Origin of the sequence: Rhizobium ruizarguesonis (assembly GCF_012349115.1) — a bacterium.
GTDB lineage: Bacteria > Pseudomonadota > Alphaproteobacteria > Rhizobiales > Rhizobiaceae > Rhizobium > Rhizobium ruizarguesonis.
Window position 1 is genome coordinate 148,129 of record NZ_PQIG01000100.1, and the last position, 17,266, is coordinate 165,394.

Below are 17,266 nucleotides of genomic sequence, written 5' to 3' on the forward strand. Positions count from 1 at the left end.
GGACTTATTGGACATGACCGCTGAAACAATTCTCCTCAGTCTGCATCTTTCCGCGCCGGAGCTCATCCTCGCGGTCGGCGCCCTTGTCCTGTTGATGGTCGGCGTCTTCTCAGGCGAGCGGTCGGGCCTTGTCGTCACCGGCTTGGCCATCGTCCTGCTCCTGGCCTCCGGCCTGTGGCTGCTCTTCGTGCCGGCAGAAGGCCTTGCCTATGGCGGCGTCTACATGGCGGACGGCTTCTCGCGCTTCATGAAGCTGGTGGCGCTGATCGGTTCGCTGGTTGCCATATTCATGTCGATCGGCCACGCCCGCGAAAATCAGCTCGACAAGTTCGAGTTCCCGGTTCTCCTGGTGCTTGCGACCCTCGGCATCCTGCTGATGATCTCGGCCAATGACCTGATCTCGCTCTATCTGGCGCTGGAACTGCAGTCGCTGGCGCTCTACGTCGTCGCCGCGATCAACCGTGACAGCCTGAAGTCGACCGAAGCCGGCCTGAAATATTTCGTCCTCGGCGCGCTTTCCTCCGGCATGCTGCTCTATGGCATGTCGCTGGTCTACGGCTTCACCGGCCACACCCACTTCTCCGAGATCGCCCAGGCGCTGTCCGTCGAGGGCGCGCGTTCGCTCGGCCTGATCTTCGGCCTGGTCTTCATCCTCGCCGGCATCGCCTTCAAGATCTCCGCCGTTCCCTTCCACATGTGGACGCCGGATGTTTACGAAGGCGCGCCGACGCCGGTCACCGCCTTCCTTGCCGCAGCACCCAAGGTTGCCGCCATGGCGATGATGACCCGTATCGTCATCACCGCTTTCCAGCCGGTTCTGGCGGACTGGCAGCAGGTCGTCGTCTTCATCTCGATCGCCTCGATGCTGCTCGGCTCGTTTGCCGCGATCGGCCAGAAGAACATCAAGCGGCTGATGGCCTATTCCTCGATCGGCCACATGGGTTATGCGCTGGTCGGTCTTGCCGCCGGCAACCAGACCGGCGTCACCGGCGTCATGCTTTACATGGTCATCTACATGGTCATGACGCTCGGCAGCTTTGCGATCATCATGTCGATGCGCCGCAAGGACGGCACCGTCGTTGAAAATGTCGACGATCTCGCCGGCCTCTCCACGACGAACCCGTTCATGGCCGTGGTGCTGACGGCGCTGATGTTCTCGCTCGCCGGCATCCCGCCGCTTGCCGGCTTCTTCGCGAAGTACTTCGTCTTCGTTGCCGCCATCGAAGCCAAGCTCTATGCGCTTGCCATTATCGGCGTTCTCGCCTCGGTCGTCGGCGCTTACTATTATCTGCGTGTCATCAAGCTGATGTGGTTCGATGAGGCGACCGGCGAATTCGCCCGTGTCTCCGGTGCGCTGCGTCTGGTCTTCGGTCTCTCCGGTCTCTTCGTCACCGCCTATGTCCTCATCGGCGGCCCGATCGGCGGTGCGGCAGAGCTTGCCGCCGCGACGCTCTTTTGATGGCTTCCGACGGGCGGCGCCGGATGTCGCTCGGCGATTTCAGGCACGAGGCTCTGTCGGAAACATCGTCTACTAACAGCGAATGCCTCGCCCGGGCTCGGGCGGGCGATGGTGGCAATGTCTGGGTGACCGCCGAAAAGCAGACGGGCGGCCGCGGCCGCCGCGGCAGGCTCTGGGTTTCCGAGCGCGGCAATCTCTACGCTTCTCTTCTTCTGATCGACCCGGCCCCGATGGAGCGCCTGGGCTCGCTGCCGTTGGCGATCGCCGTTGCCGTGCACCAGGCGATCCGCAGGGTGCTGCCACTGGGTGCCGAACCGCTCGAGGTCAAATGGCCGAACGATATTCTCATCGGCCGAAAGAAGACCTGCGGCATTCTCGTCGAAGGTGAGGGACTGCCGGACGGACGTTACGCGCTGATCGTCGGCATCGGTATCAATATCTCTGTGATGCCGGACAATCCGCTCTACCCCGTCACCTGTCTGCGCCAGCAGGGAAGTGCGGCTTCGCCGGAGGAACTCTTCGCGCACCTCTTCGCCACCACGGCGGAAGTGCTTGAAATATGGGACCAGGGCCGCGGCATCGGCGAGATCACGGCGCTCTGGCGCGCGATCGCCTGCGGCATCGGCGAAAAGATTACGGTCAATTTGCCGGACCGATCGATTTCCGGACAATTCGCCGGAATTGATGATAATGGCTTGTTGATGCTCGATACCGGCACTGGCAGGATAATGCCCATTGCTGCCGGTGATGTGTTTTTTGGATAGCGGAAAAAACGAAAATTATGGCGAAACAGGACGAACTGGTATTCCTGCCTCTGGGCGGCGTTGGCGAGATAGGTATGAATCTCGCTCTCTATGGCTACGGCCCGCCCGAGCATCGCCAGTGGATCATGGTCGATTGTGGCGTCACTTTTCCGGGGCCCGATCTGCCGGGTGTCGACCTCGTGCTGCCCGATATCCGCTTCCTCGCCAGCGAACGAAAGAACCTCAAGGCGATCATCATCACCCATGCGCATGAAGACCATTATGGTGCGCTCGCCGACCTCTGGCCCGGCCTCAACGTGCCGGTCTATGCCTCTGGTTTCACAGCCGGTCTGCTCGAAGCCAAGCGCAATTTCGAGAAGGCTAAGATCGGCGAAGTGCCGGTGACGCCGTTCAAGGCCGGCGATACGATCAATGTCGGCCCCTTCAGCATCGAAGGCGTCGCCGTCAACCATTCGATCCCCGAGCCGATGTCGCTGATGATCCGCACGCCGGTCGGCAATGTCATCCATACCGGCGACTGGAAGATCGACCACGAGCCTTCGCTCGGGCCCCTGACCGACGAGACACGTTTCCGCCAGCTCGGCGACGAGGGCGTGCTGGCGCTGATGTGCGATTCCACCAATGCGCTGCGCGACGGTGTTTCGCCCTCCGAGAAGGATGTGTCCGAAAGCCTGCGCAAGATCATCGAGAATGCCGAGGGCAGGGTGGCGATTACCACCTTCTCGTCGAATGTCGGGCGTATCCGCACCGTTGCCGAGGCTGCCGAGGCGGCCGGCCGCGAAGTGCTGCTGCTCGGCAGTTCGCTGAAGCGCGTCGTCGACGTCGCCCAGGATATCGGCCTGATGGAAGGTGTGAAGCCTTTCATCTCCGAGGACGAATACGGCTATATCCCGCGCGATAAGGTCGTCGTCATCCTGACCGGCAGCCAGGGCGAGGCGCGGGCAGCCCTTGCCAAGCTCTCGCGCGACGAGATGCGCAATGTGGCGTTTGCGGCAGGCGATATCGTCGTCTTTTCCTCTCGCGCCATTCCCGGCAACGAGAAGGCGATCCAGGACATCAAGAACGGCCTCGTCGAGCAAGGTGTGCACATCATCACGGATACCGAGGCGCTGGTCCACGTTTCCGGCCATCCTCGCCGCAACGAGTTGCAGCGGATGTATGAGTGGACGCGACCGAAGATCGTCGTGCCGGTGCATGGCGAGGCAACGCATCTGACGGCGCACAAGGAACTTGCCGAGCAATCCGGCATCGCACTGGTGCCGCGGGTGCGCAACGGCGATATCCTGCGGCTGGCGCCCGGTCCGGTCGAGGTGATCGGCGAGGCACCGCATGGCCGGATCTATAAGGACGGCACGCTGATCGGCGATTTCGACGAGATGGGTATCGGCGAGCGTAAGAAGCTCTCCTATGTCGGCCATGTCGCGGTCAATGTCGTGCTCGACGCCCGCTATGACATCGTCGGCGAACCCGACCTCATTTCGATCGGCCTGCCGACCTACGATGACGAGGGCGAGGATATGGAGGATACGCTCTTCGACGCGGCGGTCAGCGCCATCGAGAGCATTCCGCGCGCCCGCCGCAAGGATATCGACATGCTGCAGGAGGCCGTGCGCCGCGCCATCCGCTCGGCCGCGAACAACACCTGGGGCAAGAAACCTCTTGTCACCGCTTTCGTCACCAAGGTCTGACCATGCTCGGCCGGGTCAACCATATCGCCATCGCCGTGCCCGATCTGGCCGCGGCGACGGCGGCCTATCGCGATAAGCTGGGTGCTGCCGTATCGCAGCCGCAGGCCCTGCCAGAGCATGGCGTCACCGTTGTTTTCGTCGAATTGCCGAACACCAAGGTCGAGTTGCTGCAGCCGCTCGGGGTTGCCTCGCCGATCGCAGCCTTCCTCGAAAAGAACCCGTCCGGCGGCATGCACCACATCTGCTACGAGGTGGACGATATCCTTCTCGCCCGTGACCGGCTGGTAGAGGCGGGCGCAAGGGTGCTCGGCGACGGCCAGCCGAAGACCGGCGCCCATGGCAAGCCGGTACTCTTTCTGCATCCCAAGGATTTCTTCGGCACGCTGATCGAACTCGAACAGGCCTGAGCCCTGCTGCGGCAGAGTGACCCGAAGACCGGCCAAAACCGTTCGTCCGCTTTGAGTGGTCGCCATTCCGCCGTATAAGGACGCGATACCGGCGCGACACCAACGGGAACCATAATGCTCCAGATCTTTCTTCAGGGATTTGCCGTCTACTTCATCATCTGGTGGATGACGCTTTTTGCCGTCCTGCCGGTCGGTCTGCGTACGCAGGCGGAAGACGATGATGTCGTGCTCGGCACCGTTCCGAGCGCGCCCACCCGGTTTCGCGCCGCCTTCGTGTTTTCGCTGACGACGCTGATTTCGGCCCTGGTCTATGGCCTCTGGTACGTCTGCGACACCTATTTCGGCTGGGGCTTCGACGCCCTGCCGCAACTCGGCCCTAGCTTCTATTGAATCGTGGCTTTTGCTCAAACTTTGGGCAGATGTAAGCTTATTGAATGCGAGTTTCGTCATACCAGCGTCATGCTGTTGCGGCAAAGAGCTCGCGTAACGGAATGAGGGCTATTCCCTTACGGAAGTCGGTCGGATTTCTGGATGGGACGGAGGCCGAAAAGCCAAAAAAAAACAAGGCTAAAAGCCTTGTTTTAAGTATCGCGTGATCTGTAACCGTTGCCGGGGCTGCGACGAGCGCGCCTAAGATCTGATCCTCCCAAGACTTGACCGCGAATTCGGCAAGAATTTAACTTCCTGCCTGTTTTGTGAGCTAAAACTAGCTCAAACATTGGGCTTTGTCATCAGCTTTTTTTGCATTTTTGCTACACTCTAGCAAAATTTTTCTGTTGACAAGATTTTCGTTCAAGTCCTTATAAACACGCGCTTTTTCACGCCCTTCCATTTTGCGGGTGCGAACATGCGCTTCCGGGAGGTGGCCGGCATCCGTTGCGGGTTTCCTTCCTGCCGCGAAGCGGCTATGAACGCTCCCACATCAACAATTGCCTTCGATTCCGCCTGCTGCGGGATCTCAACTGCTCCGGAATCCGCCATGCGTCTGTCCCGCTATTTCATGCCCATCCTCAAGGAAAACCCCAAGGAGGCGGAAATCGTCTCCCACCGGCTGATGCTGCGCGCCGGCATGATCCGCCAGCAGTCGCAGGGCATCTATTCCTGGCTGCCGCTCGGCAAGCGCGTGCTCGACAAGGTCAACGCCATTATCCGCGACGAGCAGAACCGCGCCGGCGCCATCGAGCTGTCGATGCCGACCCTGCAATCGGCCGAGCTCTGGCAGGAAAGCGGCCGCTACGACGCCTACGGCAAGGAGATGCTGCGCATCAAGGACCGCCAGGATCGGCCGATGCTCTATGGTCCCACCAATGAAGAGATGGTGACGGATATTTTCCGCTCTTCCGTCAAATCCTATAAGGACCTGCCGCTCAATCTCTATCACATCCAGCTGAAGTTCCGCGACGAGATCCGCCCGCGCTTTGGCACCATGCGCTCGCGCGAATTCATGATGAAGGATGCCTATTCCTTCGACCTGACGCGCGAAGGGGCGGAGCATTCCTATAACAAGATGTTCGCAGCCTACCTGCGCACCTTCGATCGGCTCGGCCTGCGCGCCATTCCGATGCGCGCCGACACCGGCCCGATCGGCGGCAAGCTCAGCCATGAGTTCATCATCCTCGCTGACACCGGTGAATCCGAAGTCTTCTGCCACAAGGATTTCGTCGATTTCGATATTCCTGGTGCACACACCGATTTCGACAGTGTCGAGGGCCTGCAGGCGATCTTCGACAAATGGACCTCGCTCTATGCGGCGACCTCGGAAATGCACGACGAGGCGGCCTTCAACGCCGTTCCCGAGGGCGACCGCCTGTCGGCGCGCGGTATCGAGGTCGGCCATATCTTCTATTTCGGCACGAAATATTCCGAGCCGATGGGTGCGAAAGTGCAGGGACCTGATGGCAAGGAACACTTCGTTCACATGGGTTCCTATGGTATCGGCCCGACACGCCTTGTTCCCGCCATCATCGAAGCATCGCATGACGACAACGGAATCATCTGGCCGGCATCGGTCGCGCCCTTCGATATCGTTGTGATCAACATGAAGGCGGGCGATCAGGCCTGTGACGATACCTGCGAGCTGATCTATGCCGCGCTGACCAAGGCCGGCAGGGATGTGCTCTACGACGATACCGACGATCGGGCCGGTACGAAATTCGCAACCGCCGACCTGATCGGTGTGCCCGTCCAGATCATCGCCGGCCCGCGCGCGGTCGCCAACGGCGAAGTTGAAGTGAAGGACCGCAAGACCGGCGCCCGCGAAACGATGACCATCGAAGCGGCGATCAACCGGTTCGTGGCTTAAGGAAACGGAGGCGAAATGGCAGAGGCAGCAGTGGACCGGAGTTCAAAATCCGGCTTGGGTCCGGCTGGCAAGCCATTTTCCACCTTCGAACGCCTCGTGGCGTGGCGTTATCTGCGCGCCCGCCGCAAGGAGGCCTTCATCTCGGTAATCGCCGGCTTCTCCTTTGTCGGCATCATGCTGGGCGTTGCGACGCTGATCATCGTCATGGCCGTGATGAACGGCTTTCGCACAGAGCTCGTCTCGCGCATTCTCGGCATCAACGGCCACATGATCGTCCAGCCGTCCGATGGCCCTTTCACCGATTATGCCGACCTCGCCAGCAGGCTTGCCGCCGTGCCTGGCGTCAAGATGGCGCTGCCGTTGGTGGAGGGCCAGGTACTTGCCTCCGCCCAGGCGGGCGGCAGCACGGGCGCGCTGGTGCGCGGCGTCCGCGCGGAGGACCTGACCAAGCTCAAAGCGGTTTCTGAGAATATCAAACCGGGAGACATGGTAGGCTTTGCCTCCGGCCAGGGCGTGCTGATCGGCACGCGCATGGCCGACCAGTTGGGTCTTAGCGTCGGCGACCTTATTACGCTGACGTCGCCAGATGGTGACATTACGCCAATGGGCGTCAGCCCGCGCGTCAAGTCCTACAAGATTTCCGGCCTCTTCGAGATCGGCATGTCGGAATACGACTCCTCGATCATCTTCATGCCGCTGGAGGAGGCGCAGCTCTATTTCAACGCAGAGGGACTGGTGCAGTCGATCGAACTCTTCGTCGACCACCCCGACGATATAGACAATCTGAAGCCTAAGGTAGTGGAGGCGGCCGGCCGCCAGATCAACCTCACCGACTGGCGCCAGCGCAACCAGACCTTTTTCTCGGCGCTACAGGTCGAGCGTAACGTCATGTTCATGATCCTGACGCTGATCGTGCTTGTCGCGGCGCTGAACATCATCTCCGGCCTCATCATGTTGGTGAAGGACAAGGGCAGCGATATCGCCATCCTGCGTACCATGGGTGCCAGCGCCGGTGCGATCATGCGCATCTTCTTCATGACCGGAGCGGCGATCGGGATCGTCGGCACAATTGGCGGTGTGTTGCTCGGCGTTCTTGTCTGCGTCAACATCGAATCCGTCCGCCAATTCTTCTCCTGGGTATCAGGCACCGTTCTCTTCAATCCGCAGGTCTATTTCCTCAGCCAGCTGCCGGCCGAAATGGATTTCAGCGAAACGATGTCGATCGTCGTCATGGCGCTGACGCTCTCCTTCATCGCGACCATTTTCCCGGCCTGGCGTGCCTCCAGGCTCGATCCGGTGCAGGCCCTGCGCTACGAATAAGGAATGCCGCATCTATGAAACGCAACGTCGTTCTCAAGCTTACCGGCGTCGAACGCCATTACGGGCAGGGCGATACGCTGCTCTCGATCCTGAAGGGCGCGGATTTTTCGATGTCGAAGGGCGAGATCGTCGCTCTCGTCGCTCCATCCGGCACCGGCAAATCGACGCTGCTGCATATCGCCGGCCTGCTGGAGCATCCGGACGGTGGTGAAGTCAACATCAACGGTCATGCCTGTGACGGCCTTAGCGACGAGAAGCGCACCGCGATCCGCCGGAGCGAAATCGGCTTCGTTTACCAGTTCCACCACCTCTTGCCGGAGTTCTCGGCACTCGAGAACATCATGATGCCGCAGCTGATCGCCGGGCTTTCCTGGAAGGAAGCCGGAGAGCGGGCCGGTCAGCTTCTCGATTACATGCGTATCGGCCATCGCGGCTCGCATCGCCCAGGCGAGCTTTCCGGTGGCGAGCAGCAGCGCGTCGCGATTGCCCGCGCCGTCGCCAATGCGCCGACCCTGCTTTTTGCCGACGAGCCGACAGGCAATCTCGACCCGGAAACGGCAAGCTATGTCTTCGACGCGCTGGAGGCGCTCGTGCGCCAGTCCGGCCTTGCCGCTCTCATCGCCACCCATAATCACGAGCTCGCCCGCCGCATGGATCGGCGCGTGACGATCTCCGACGGCAAGATCGTCGATTTCTGACGCATGTCGCCCAAAAGTGTGCGGCGGTTTTGGGATAAAGCGCATCGCGTGAATCCAGACTGACACGATGCGCTTTAAGGCAGCGATCAGGGGATGATCAGCCCGCCGCGGTAGTCGAGCACATAGGCCTTCTGGCCATCGACCATGATGCATTCGTGGCCGCTGAACCGCTCGCAGTCGCCTTCGCTGCGGTCGATATAGCGGCCGAACGGATGGTCGAATTCCATTCCGCCAAGAAACCGGCCCTCTCGATACATCGCCGAAAGTGCTGTCTTGATCACCGTCCCGGCTGCTGCGCCGTCGATGAGATCAGGCGCAATGACGCAGCCAAAATAATTCATCGCCCAGACGGGCTCGTCGGCAAGCCACACCACTTCCTGTCCGGCAAAATCGGTGCCGCCGAAATAGCTGTCGAGATAGCGCCAGTCGCCGCGTTCGTAACCGATATCGTGGGAACCCGGCCGGCAGGGCGCGCGCGCCACGCCGCCGCCGACATAGGTCGCAGCCTTCGCCTCCACGACGAATTCGTTCAGCATCGCAATATTCAACATCTCATTCTCCTCTCAGCCCGATGCTGGCAAATATGCCGCGATGTGTAAAGAACAAAAAGAGAACATTGGCTCGAAATAAACGGGTCGCCTCGAGGGGGGTGGCCGTCTAGGCGCCATGACCGATCTGTGGCAGCCCAGAAGGCAAAGCTGTTGCCCATCTCATCGGGTGCTGGCTCCCAGCGATTCGCAGGTGCGCATCCCGGCATTTTTCAAACACAAGAAAGGAGGAAAAGATTCCTGTTGACAGCAGAACATACATGGAACAAATTGAAAACATAACGAGTAAAGGAGAGCCCGATGACTGACATGATCCGTGATATCGCAGCATTCACCTCCATCGCAATGTTCGTTGCCAGCTTCTCGCTTATCGTCATGGCGTTCTAAAGTTTTCAGGGGATCGCATGGCAGTCATGCGGTCCGGACGCGGGACTTCTTCTGGACATCATCGCCCTCTATGCCGACAATGCGTCCGATTCATTCGGGTGATTGGGAAGGCATGTCATGGCGGATACGGCAAAGGGTTCAACGGGTGAGGCGACCGGCACGCCGGGTTTCATCCACCTGAGGGTCCATTCCGCCTATTCGCTTCTCGAGGGCGCGCTGCCGCTGAAGAAGATCCTCTACAAGGCGACCGGCGACAGCCAGCCGGCGATTGCGATTACCGACACCAACAATCTGTTCGTCGCCCTCGAATTCTCCCAGAAGGCGATGGAGGAAGGCCTGCAGCCGATCATCGGCTGCCAGGTCTCGATCGACATGGAAGACGGGCTGGAAACCGAAAAGCGCGGCGGTCAGCAGGCCCTGGTCAAGCTGCCGGCGATCGTTCTTCTCGCTGCGACGGATGCCGGTTACGAACGGCTGGTCGATCTCGTCAGCCGGGCCTATCTCGGGGGCGAGAGCAACCAGGCCGTTCATATCAGCGCCTCCTGGCTGGAGGAGGCGGGCACGGAAGGGCTGATCGCATTGAGCGGCGCCTTGACCGGGCCGGTCGACGTGGCGATCAAGGAAGGCCATCCCGCTCAGGCGGAAGCCCGGCTGCTCACGCTGAAACGTCTCTTCGGCGACAGGCTCTATGTCGAACTGCAGCGGCACGGCACCTACGACAAGCGGCACGAGCAGAAGATCATCGGGCTCGCCTGTGCCCACGAGCTGCCGCTGGTTGCGACCAACGAGGCTTTCTTTCCGACGCGCGACGATTACGACGCTCATGATGCGTTGATGGCGGTCGCGCACAACGCCATCGTCTCCGACGACAGCCGCTTTCGCCTGACGCCGGATCACTATCTGAAGAGCCGGGCCGAGATGGTCAAGCTCTTCGCCGACCTGCCGGAAGCGCTGGAAAATACGATCGAGATCGCCACGCGCTGCTCCTTCGTGCTGAAGACGCGAAAGCCGATCCTGCCACGCTTCACCGGTGCGACCGACGATGCCGAGGAGGCCGAACGCGCCGAGGCGAGCGAGCTGCGCCGCCAGGCGGTCGAAGGGCTGGACATGCGGCTTTCGACGCTCGGCATGTCGCCGGGTTACGAGGAAGAGGATTATCGCGAACGGCTGGATTTCGAGCTCAGCGTCATCGAGCGCATGCGTTTCCCCGGCTACTTCCTGATCGTTGCCGACTTCATCAAATGGGCCAAGCAGCACGACATTCCGGTCGGTCCCGGCCGCGGTTCGGGCGCTGGTTCGCTGGTCGCCTATGCATTGACGATCACCGACGTCGATCCCTTACGTTTTTCGCTGCTCTTCGAGCGCTTCCTCAATCCGGAACGCGTCTCGATGCCCGACTTCGACATCGACTTCTGTCAGGACCGCCGCGAAGAGGTGATCCGCTATGTCCAGGCCAAGTATGGCCGCGAGCAGGTGGCGCAGATCATCACCTTCGGTTCGCTGCAGGCGCGTGCCGCCCTTCGCGACGTCGGCCGTGTGCTGGAAATGCCCTACGGCCAGGTCGACAAGATCTGCAAACTCGTGCCGAACAACCCCGCCAATCCGACGCCGCTGTCCAAGGCGATCGAGGAGGAGCCGAAGCTGCAGGAGGAGGCGGCGAAAGAACCTGTTGTCGCGCGCCTGCTCGACATCGCCCAGAAGATCGAGGGGCTCTACCGCCATGCCTCGACCCATGCCGCCGGCATCGTCATCGGCGACCGGCCGCTTTCCAAGCTGGTGCCGATGTATCGCGATCCGCGCTCGGACATGCCGGTCACCCAGTTCAACATGAAATGGGTGGAGCAGGCAGGCCTCGTCAAGTTCGACTTCCTCGGCCTGAAGACGCTGACCGTGTTGAAGGTCGCGGTCGATTTTGTCGCCAAGCTTGGCATCAAGGTCGATCTCGCGGCCATTCCACTCGACGACAAGAAGACCTACGAGATGCTGTCGCGCGGCGAGACGGTCGGCGTGTTCCAGGTGGAAAGTGCCGGCATGCGCAAGGCGCTGATCGGCATGAAGCCGGACTGCATCGAGGACATCATCGCGCTGGTGGCGCTCTATCGTCCCGGCCCGATGGAGAACATCCCGACCTACAACGCTCGCAAGCACGGCGACGAAGAGCTGGAATCGATCCATCCGATGATCGACCACCTGCTCAAGGAAACCCAGGGTGTCATCGTCTATCAGGAACAGGTGATGCAGATCGCCCAGGTGCTGTCCGGCTACTCGCTGGGCGAAGCCGACCTTCTGCGTCGCGCCATGGGCAAGAAGATCAAGGCCGAGATGGACCAGCAGCGCGAACGCTTCGTCGTAGGCGCCGTCAAGAATGGTGTATCGAAGCCGCAGGCCGACAATATCTTCGAGCTGCTGGCGAAGTTCGCCAATTACGGCTTCAACAAGTCGCATGCCGCCGCCTATGCCATCGTCTCCTACCAGACCGCCTACATGAAGGCGCATTACCCGGTCGAATTCCTCGCCGCCTCGATGACGCTCGACATGTCCAACACGGAAAAGGTCAATGATTTCCGTCAGGATGCCAAGCGCCTCGGCATTGAGGTGATCGCACCCTCGGTGCAGACCTCCTTCCGCCATTTCGAGACCGGCGACAACCGCATCTATTACGCGCTCGCCGCTCTCAAGGGCGTCGGCGAATCCGCCGTCGACCATATTGTTGGGGTGCGTGGCGACAAGCCCTTTGCCAGCATCGAGGATTTCTGCCTGCGTATCGATCCGCGTCAGGTCAATCGTCGCGTGCTCGAAAGCCTGATCTATGCCGGCGCCTTCGATTGTTTCGACATGGACCGCGCCCAGCTAGCAGCCGGCCTCGACCGCATTCTCGGTTATGCCCAGCGCGCCCAGGAGAACAAACTGAGCGGCCAGTCGGACATTTTCGGCAGTACGTTGACGTCGGGGCCTGAGAAAATCTCCCTGCCGCCGTTCTCGCCCTGGCTCCCCTCCGAGCGGCTGCTCAAGGAGTTCCAGGTGCTGGGCTTTTATCTCACAGCCCACCCGCTCGATTCCTACAACAATATCCTGCAGAAGATGCGGGTGCAGACCTTTGCCGAGTTTTCCGCCGCCATCAAGCAGGGCGCGGCCAATGCGCGCCTTGCCGGTACCGTCATCTCGAAGCAGGAGCGCAAGACTCGCACCGGCAACAAGATGGGCATCATCGTCTTCTCCGATTCTTCGGGCCAGTTCGAAGCGGTGCTCTTTTCGGAGATGCTCAACCAGTATCGCGACGTGTTGGAGTCAGGCAAATCCTTCGTGCTGACCGCGACGGGCGAGGAGCGGCCGGAGGGCATCGGCCTGCGCATCCAGACGATCCAGTCGCTGGAGGAAAAGTCGCTGCAGATGCAGAAGGCGCTGCGCGTCTATGTTCGCGATTCCGGACCGCTGAGAATGGTTGCCGGCCATTTGAACGCCAAGGGCGATGGCCTCGTTTCCTTCATCGTCATCAAGGAGGAGGGCAAACGCGAGGTGGAAGTAGCACTGCCGGAGAAATACCGCATCACACCGGAGATCGCCGCCGCCCTTCGCGCCGCCCCCGGCGTCATCGACGTCGAGCTTGTCTGATCAGCCTAAAGCGCGTCGCGTCAATCAGGATTCATGCGCCGCGCTTTAAGTCTTTGTTTTATGCATTTCGTTATCCCAAAACCGCTGCGCACTTTTGGGCGACACGCATTAGCGTGATGGCCATCACCCGCGGGTGATCGTGATGAAATCCGTGCCTTCGCCGGTCTCCCGGCCGAGGCCGGTATCGGAGATCGTCAGCGTCGAGCCGGGCGCGATGAGGGCGTCAATCTTGTGGCGGGTCTCGTCGGGGATGGCAATCCTGTTGAGCGAACGGGCGATCGGCTTGCCTGTAATGATCGAGCTTTCCTGATTGGTGATGCCAAGCCGCTTCATCGTCTCGCGGGAGAGATTGTTCTCAAGCGTGATGCCGAGCCAGTCGGCGGTGCCGGCCTTTTCATCGACCGCATGCAGCGTGAAGAAATGTGTGCCGAGCGCCAGTCCCGGATCGGCGATCGTCACCGGCGCTTCGAAGATCGGTTTGAAGGCCTGCCGCACCATGATGACGCCGTTCGGCGGCTCGCCCTTGCCAGCCGCGGCATAGACTTCTCTGAGGAGCGTGTCGGAGACCAGGCTCCTGTCGCCGGCAAATTCCGCCGGCCGTAGCGTCTTGAAAGCCTTTATCGCCTGTACGGTCGACGAACCGAGCAAGCCGTCCGGATTGCCGGCGGGAAAACCGAGCTGGTTGAGCAGGGTCTGGATGTCGATCACCGTCTCGCGCAGCGTCCGGCGCGTAATCAGCATGCTGATCGGCTCGGACGGCGGCTCGGGTTCGGGCGCTGCAATCGGCTGCGCTACCGGCATCGGCATCGCAGCGGTATCGTTCATCGCCACCTGCACCGGCTTTTCGGGGCTGTCGGGCATAGAGGGCCGCAGTTCGACATCCGAAAGCAGCGGCATCGCCGCCGGTGCATCCGGATGGAAAAGGGTCGGATGATCGATCGGCTGCGGCACCAGTTCACCGTCGCTGATAATGACGGGGACACCGGGATCGGTCATCCCATAAAGCATTTTTGCGAAAGCGCCCGGCATGCGCACGCAGCCATGTGAGGCCGGATAACGCGGGACCGAATTGGATTCGTGCAGCGCGATGCCGGACCAGGTCAGCCTTTGCATGAACGGCATCGGCGCCGCCGAATAGAGGTTGGATTCGTGGTATTTCTGCTTTTCCAGCACCGAGAAGATGCCGCTCGGCGTCGTGTGGCCGTCCTTGCCGGTCGAGACCTTCGAGGTCGCGACGACCTCGGTGCCGTCATAGACCACAAGCGACTGCTTGTCCTTGGAGACGATGATCTGCAGCGTGCGCGCATCCGCGGCAAGAGCGGGGTGCACGAGTGCGGTGGCCGACAGCAAGCCGAGGCCGAAGACGAGACGCGAGAACATGAGACCCAACCATACGCAATACTTGCCCGGCACATTATGAGACGAAGTTTAAGGAAGATTTTATAGGCTGGATCGCCGGCTGCCCTCACGCGTTAGTGATCGCGCTTGCCGCTGCCGAAGGTGTAGCCGGTCTCGACCGTTTTCTTGCCGAACTTGTCACGCAGCTTGTCCATCGCCGCTTCGGCTGCCGCCCGCCGGCCCGATTGCCGGTCGATCAGATCGGGCGGATCGGCGCGGGCGGCATCGCCGAGATCGGTGACGCCGATGCCGATCAGGCGGAACTTCGTACCGTCTGTCTCTTTTTCGAGAAGCTCGAGCCCGGTGCGGAAGATCTTGTCGGCAAGCTGGGTCGGGTCTTCGAGCTTGCGGTTGCGGGTGCGCGATTTGAAATCGGCGGTCTTCATCTTCAGGACGACGGTATGGCCGGCAATGCCGTTTTTCTTTAGCCGCCAGGACACCTTTTCGGAAAGGTTGCGCAGGATCGGCACCAGATCGTCGTAGCGCGATATGTCTTCGAAGAAGGTCGTCTCGGCCGATACGCTCTTGGCCGCATCGTTGAGATGCACCTCGCGGTCGTCGACGCCGCGCGACAGCCGGGCGAGCCGCTGCCCGATACTGCCGTAGCGGCGCATCAGATCGTTTTCCTCCATCTGCTGCAGCTGGCCGATGGTGCGGATGCCGTCCGCCTCCAGCGTCGCCGCAAAGGCCTTGCCGACGCCCCAGATCGTGGTGACGGGACGCGGCGCCAGGAACTCGACCGCTTCCTCGCGGCCGATGACCGAAAAGCCGCGCGGCTTCTGCAGATCGGAGGCGACCTTGGCGAGAAATTTGCAATAGGAAAGCCCGACCGAAACGGTGATGCCGATCTCCCTTTCGATGCGACGGGCGAATTTGGCGAGCGTGCGCGCCGGCGGATCGTGATGCAGCCTCTCGGTGCCGCCGAGCTCCAGGAAGGCCTCGTCGATCGATAGCGGCTGCACCAGCGGCGTCAGATCCTGCATCATTGCGCGCACCTGCCGCCCGACCCGGACATATTTCTCCATGTCGGGGCGGATGACGATCGCTTGAGGGCATGCCTCCAGCGCCTTGAACATCGGCATGGCCGAACGCACGCCGTGGATACGGGCGATATAGCAGGCAGTGGAAACCACACCGCGTTTGCCGCCGCCGATGATGACAGGCTTGTCGGCAAGATCAGGATTGTCGCGTTTCTCCACCGCTGCGTAGAAGGCGTCGCAATCGATATGCGCCAGCGTCAATGCATAGAGTTCGCGATGGCGCACGAGGCGGGGACTGCCGCAGGAAACGCACCGGCGCGCCTCGCCCTTCTGCTCGGCAAGGCAGTCGCGACAGAAGCCGGGTGTCTTGTCAGGCGCGGGCGTCATGATGAGAACAAAGATTGAACGATCGGACATTACGCCTTAAGCTTCCGAGTCTCAAGAGAGGCCGGGAGCTTTGCCTTTGGATAACGATCTTCGTTTCGAGCCGGTAACGCCAGAACGCTGGGACGACTTCGAAATCGTGTTCGGGCCGCAGGGTGCCTTCTATAACTGCTGGTGCGTCGCATTGCGCCTGCCGCATGCGATACGGACGAAGATGGCGGCCGACGAACGCAAGGCGCATATGCGGGAGCGGATCGAGGCGGGTCCGCCGCCTGGCATCCTCTGTTATGCCGACGGCGTGCCGGTCGCCTGGGTGCAGGTCGGGCCGCGCCACGACGTGCCGCAGTTCAATTCGCCGCGCACCGTCTCGCGGCCGCTGGATGAGGGCGATGCGCATGATCCATCCATCTGGGCCGTCAGTTGCTTCTTCCTGCTGCCCAAACTGCGTGGCAAGGGAATGGCCCACCGTCTGCTCGCCGGCGCGATCGACTACGCGCGGCGCCAGGGAGCGCGGCTGCTCGAAGCCTGTCCGATCGATCATGTGAAGCAGTCGAAATCCGTGACGCTCTGCATCGGCTCGACGGCAGTCTTCGATGCCGCCGGTTTCGAGACTGTAGCACGGCGCAAGGATGGCCGTCCGCTCATGCGGCTGGAGCTGCGCGCGTGACAGTGCCGGAAACAAAATGCGCCTCGATGAGGGCGGCCGCATGCGTCCAGTCGGTGGCGCGCGTGATGTCGTCAGCGGCCGCCGGTGCGAAACGATGGACGGGCGAGTTCGGCATCAGGTGAATCAGCAGGCAATCGGTGACGTGATCCCTAACGGAATGCAGATTGCGCGCCATATCATCGATGAAGACGACGGGAAGGGAGCGGCTGGCATGCAATGCGTGAACGATCGGCCCCTTGGGTTGCTCGGTGGCAAGCAGCGGAAAAAGCAGGCCCATCCTGTCGAGAAGGCGACGGCGCTGGTCCTGGAACCGTGGCTGCATGGCCGTCAGGAAAAGGATATCGGCCTCTTCCGAAAGCCGGTCGAGCGTTTCGACGACGCGGTCGAGCGGCGTCTGCCACAGCTCTTGGGCCTCGAAGAATTCCTCGATCAGCCGGCTGACCTCTTGATCCTCGATCTCCACGCCGTCCGCTTGCGAGACGATGTTGCCGTGAAGCCGGAACGATCGCGGCAGAAACGCGTGGCCCTGGCTCTGAAGGAAAAGCTGGAAGGGACCGATGAACTGCAGCACGACGTCGTCGACGTCACAGACGATCAACGGCCGTTCGCCGAGGCGGATATGCGAGATGTCGAGTTCTGGAGCGGAGGCCAC

Annotated in this window: 15 protein-coding genes; 10 read left to right on the forward strand and 5 right to left on the reverse strand. The window is 61.2% G+C overall.

Annotated elements, in window-relative coordinates; genetic code table 11:
• Positions 1 to 13 precede the first annotated feature (13 nt).
• The 5 genes from nuoN (at position 14) to C3Y91_RS26820 (ending at position 4,708) form a co-directional block, all read left to right on the forward strand.
• Positions 14 to 1,459 (forward strand): NADH-quinone oxidoreductase subunit NuoN, encoded by a 1,446-nt coding sequence (gene nuoN, locus C3Y91_RS26800; RefSeq protein WP_018484027.1) that lies wholly within the window; start codon positions 14 to 16, stop codon positions 1,457 to 1,459.
• Complete coding sequence (locus tag C3Y91_RS26805; protein WP_018069473.1) at positions 1,459 to 2,223, forward strand: biotin--[acetyl-CoA-carboxylase] ligase; 765 nt, start codon at positions 1,459 to 1,461, stop codon at positions 2,221 to 2,223. Before nuoN ends, C3Y91_RS26805 begins: the two co-directional genes overlap by 1 nt.
• 17 nt (positions 2,224 to 2,240) lie before the next feature.
• On the forward strand, positions 2,241 to 3,911 hold the full coding sequence (locus C3Y91_RS26810) for a ribonuclease J (RefSeq protein WP_018069474.1): 1,671 nt from the start codon (positions 2,241 to 2,243) through the stop codon (positions 3,909 to 3,911).
• A 2-nt stretch (positions 3,912 to 3,913) separates the two neighbouring features.
• Positions 3,914 to 4,318 (forward strand): methylmalonyl-CoA epimerase, encoded by a 405-nt coding sequence (gene mce / locus C3Y91_RS26815; protein ID WP_130664415.1) that lies wholly within the window; start codon positions 3,914 to 3,916, stop codon positions 4,316 to 4,318.
• Positions 4,319 to 4,432: 114 nt separating this feature from the next.
• Positions 4,433 to 4,708, forward strand: a complete 276-nt coding sequence (locus C3Y91_RS26820) for a DUF1467 family protein (RefSeq protein ID WP_018069476.1) — start codon at positions 4,433 to 4,435, stop codon at positions 4,706 to 4,708.
• A gap of 402 nt (positions 4,709 to 5,110) precedes the next feature.
• Here the strand turns inward: C3Y91_RS26820 and C3Y91_RS26830 are convergent, their stop codons facing one another.
• The gene (locus tag C3Y91_RS26830; RefSeq protein ID WP_018484031.1) at positions 5,111 to 5,299 is read right to left on the reverse strand and encodes a hypothetical protein; all 189 of its coding nucleotides are present in this window, start codon (positions 5,297 to 5,299) and stop codon (positions 5,111 to 5,113) included.
• On the opposite strand from C3Y91_RS26830, the gene proS reads away from it, so the two are divergent.
• The 3 genes from proS to C3Y91_RS26845 are packed head-to-tail and all read left to right on the forward strand — an operon-like array spanning position 5,298 to position 8,638.
• Complete coding sequence (gene proS / locus C3Y91_RS26835; RefSeq protein WP_130664416.1) at positions 5,298 to 6,620, forward strand: proline--tRNA ligase; 1,323 nt, start codon at positions 5,298 to 5,300, stop codon at positions 6,618 to 6,620. The genes C3Y91_RS26830 and proS overlap by 2 nt on opposite strands.
• A 15-nt stretch (positions 6,621 to 6,635) precedes the next feature.
• On the forward strand, positions 6,636 to 7,940 hold the full coding sequence (locus C3Y91_RS26840) for a lipoprotein-releasing ABC transporter permease subunit (protein ID WP_018069479.1): 1,305 nt from the start codon (positions 6,636 to 6,638) through the stop codon (positions 7,938 to 7,940).
• A gap of 14 nt (positions 7,941 to 7,954) precedes the next feature.
• Positions 7,955 to 8,638, forward strand: a complete 684-nt coding sequence (locus C3Y91_RS26845) for an ABC transporter ATP-binding protein (protein ID WP_075224175.1) — start codon at positions 7,955 to 7,957, stop codon at positions 8,636 to 8,638.
• A gap of 86 nt (positions 8,639 to 8,724) precedes the next feature.
• Here the strand turns inward: C3Y91_RS26845 and C3Y91_RS26850 are convergent, their stop codons facing one another.
• Positions 8,725 to 9,189: a DUF5680 domain-containing protein gene (locus C3Y91_RS26850; protein ID WP_075224174.1), complete on the reverse strand. Its 465-nt coding sequence runs from the start codon at positions 9,187 to 9,189 to the stop codon at positions 8,725 to 8,727.
• A gap of 501 nt (positions 9,190 to 9,690) precedes the next feature.
• On the opposite strand from C3Y91_RS26850, the gene dnaE reads away from it, so the two are divergent.
• The gene (gene dnaE / locus C3Y91_RS26855) at positions 9,691 to 13,185 is read left to right on the forward strand and encodes a DNA polymerase III subunit alpha (protein ID WP_075224173.1); all 3,495 of its coding nucleotides are present in this window, start codon (positions 9,691 to 9,693) and stop codon (positions 13,183 to 13,185) included.
• A 123-nt stretch (positions 13,186 to 13,308) separates the two neighbouring features.
• Here the strand turns inward: dnaE and C3Y91_RS26860 are convergent, their stop codons facing one another.
• Positions 13,309 to 14,565 (reverse strand): L,D-transpeptidase family protein, encoded by a 1,257-nt coding sequence (locus C3Y91_RS26860; protein ID WP_018069483.1) that lies wholly within the window; start codon positions 14,563 to 14,565, stop codon positions 13,309 to 13,311.
• 92 nt (positions 14,566 to 14,657) lie between these two features.
• On the reverse strand, positions 14,658 to 15,950 hold the full coding sequence (locus C3Y91_RS26865) for a DNA polymerase IV (RefSeq protein WP_026170695.1): 1,293 nt from the start codon (positions 15,948 to 15,950) through the stop codon (positions 14,658 to 14,660).
• A 76-nt stretch (positions 15,951 to 16,026) separates the two neighbouring features.
• Here C3Y91_RS26865 and C3Y91_RS26870 point away from each other — a divergent pair, with 76 nt between their 5' ends.
• Positions 16,027 to 16,614 carry a GNAT family N-acetyltransferase gene (locus C3Y91_RS26870; protein WP_130655190.1) on the forward strand — a complete coding sequence of 196 codons (588 nt, stop codon included), beginning with the start codon at positions 16,027 to 16,029 and terminating at the stop codon, positions 16,612 to 16,614.
• On the opposite strand, the gene C3Y91_RS26875 is transcribed toward C3Y91_RS26870, so the two are convergent.
• On the reverse strand, positions 16,589 to 17,266 hold the full coding sequence (locus tag C3Y91_RS26875) for a hypothetical protein (RefSeq protein ID WP_018069486.1): 678 nt from the start codon (positions 17,264 to 17,266) through the stop codon (positions 16,589 to 16,591). The two genes, C3Y91_RS26870 and C3Y91_RS26875, sit on opposite strands and share 26 nt — an antisense overlap.

Bases quoted from the DNA above. Each gene is read 5' to 3' on its own strand.
- nuoN (WP_018484027.1), top strand. From the start codon at position 14: ATGACCGCTGAAACAATTCTCCTCAGTCTGCATCTTTCCGCGCCGGAG.
- C3Y91_RS26805 (WP_018069473.1), top strand. From the start codon at position 1,459: ATGGCTTCCGACGGGCGGCGCCGGATGTCGCTCGGCGATTTCAGGCAC.
- C3Y91_RS26810 (WP_018069474.1), top strand. From the start codon at position 2,241: ATGGCGAAACAGGACGAACTGGTATTCCTGCCTCTGGGCGGCGTTGGC.
- mce (WP_130664415.1), top strand. From the start codon at position 3,914: ATGCTCGGCCGGGTCAACCATATCGCCATCGCCGTGCCCGATCTGGCC.
- C3Y91_RS26820 (WP_018069476.1), top strand. From the start codon at position 4,433: ATGCTCCAGATCTTTCTTCAGGGATTTGCCGTCTACTTCATCATCTGG.
- proS (WP_130664416.1), top strand. From the start codon at position 5,298: ATGCGTCTGTCCCGCTATTTCATGCCCATCCTCAAGGAAAACCCCAAG.
- C3Y91_RS26830 (WP_018484031.1), bottom strand. From the start codon at position 5,299: ATGGCGGATTCCGGAGCAGTTGAGATCCCGCAGCAGGCGGAATCGAAG.
- C3Y91_RS26840 (WP_018069479.1), top strand. From the start codon at position 6,636: ATGGCAGAGGCAGCAGTGGACCGGAGTTCAAAATCCGGCTTGGGTCCG.
- C3Y91_RS26845 (WP_075224175.1), top strand. From the start codon at position 7,955: ATGAAACGCAACGTCGTTCTCAAGCTTACCGGCGTCGAACGCCATTAC.
- C3Y91_RS26850 (WP_075224174.1), bottom strand. From the start codon at position 9,189: ATGTTGAATATTGCGATGCTGAACGAATTCGTCGTGGAGGCGAAGGCT.
- dnaE (WP_075224173.1), top strand. From the start codon at position 9,691: ATGGCGGATACGGCAAAGGGTTCAACGGGTGAGGCGACCGGCACGCCG.
- C3Y91_RS26860 (WP_018069483.1), bottom strand. From the start codon at position 14,565: ATGTTCTCGCGTCTCGTCTTCGGCCTCGGCTTGCTGTCGGCCACCGCA.
- C3Y91_RS26865 (WP_026170695.1), bottom strand. From the start codon at position 15,950: ATGACGCCCGCGCCTGACAAGACACCCGGCTTCTGTCGCGACTGCCTT.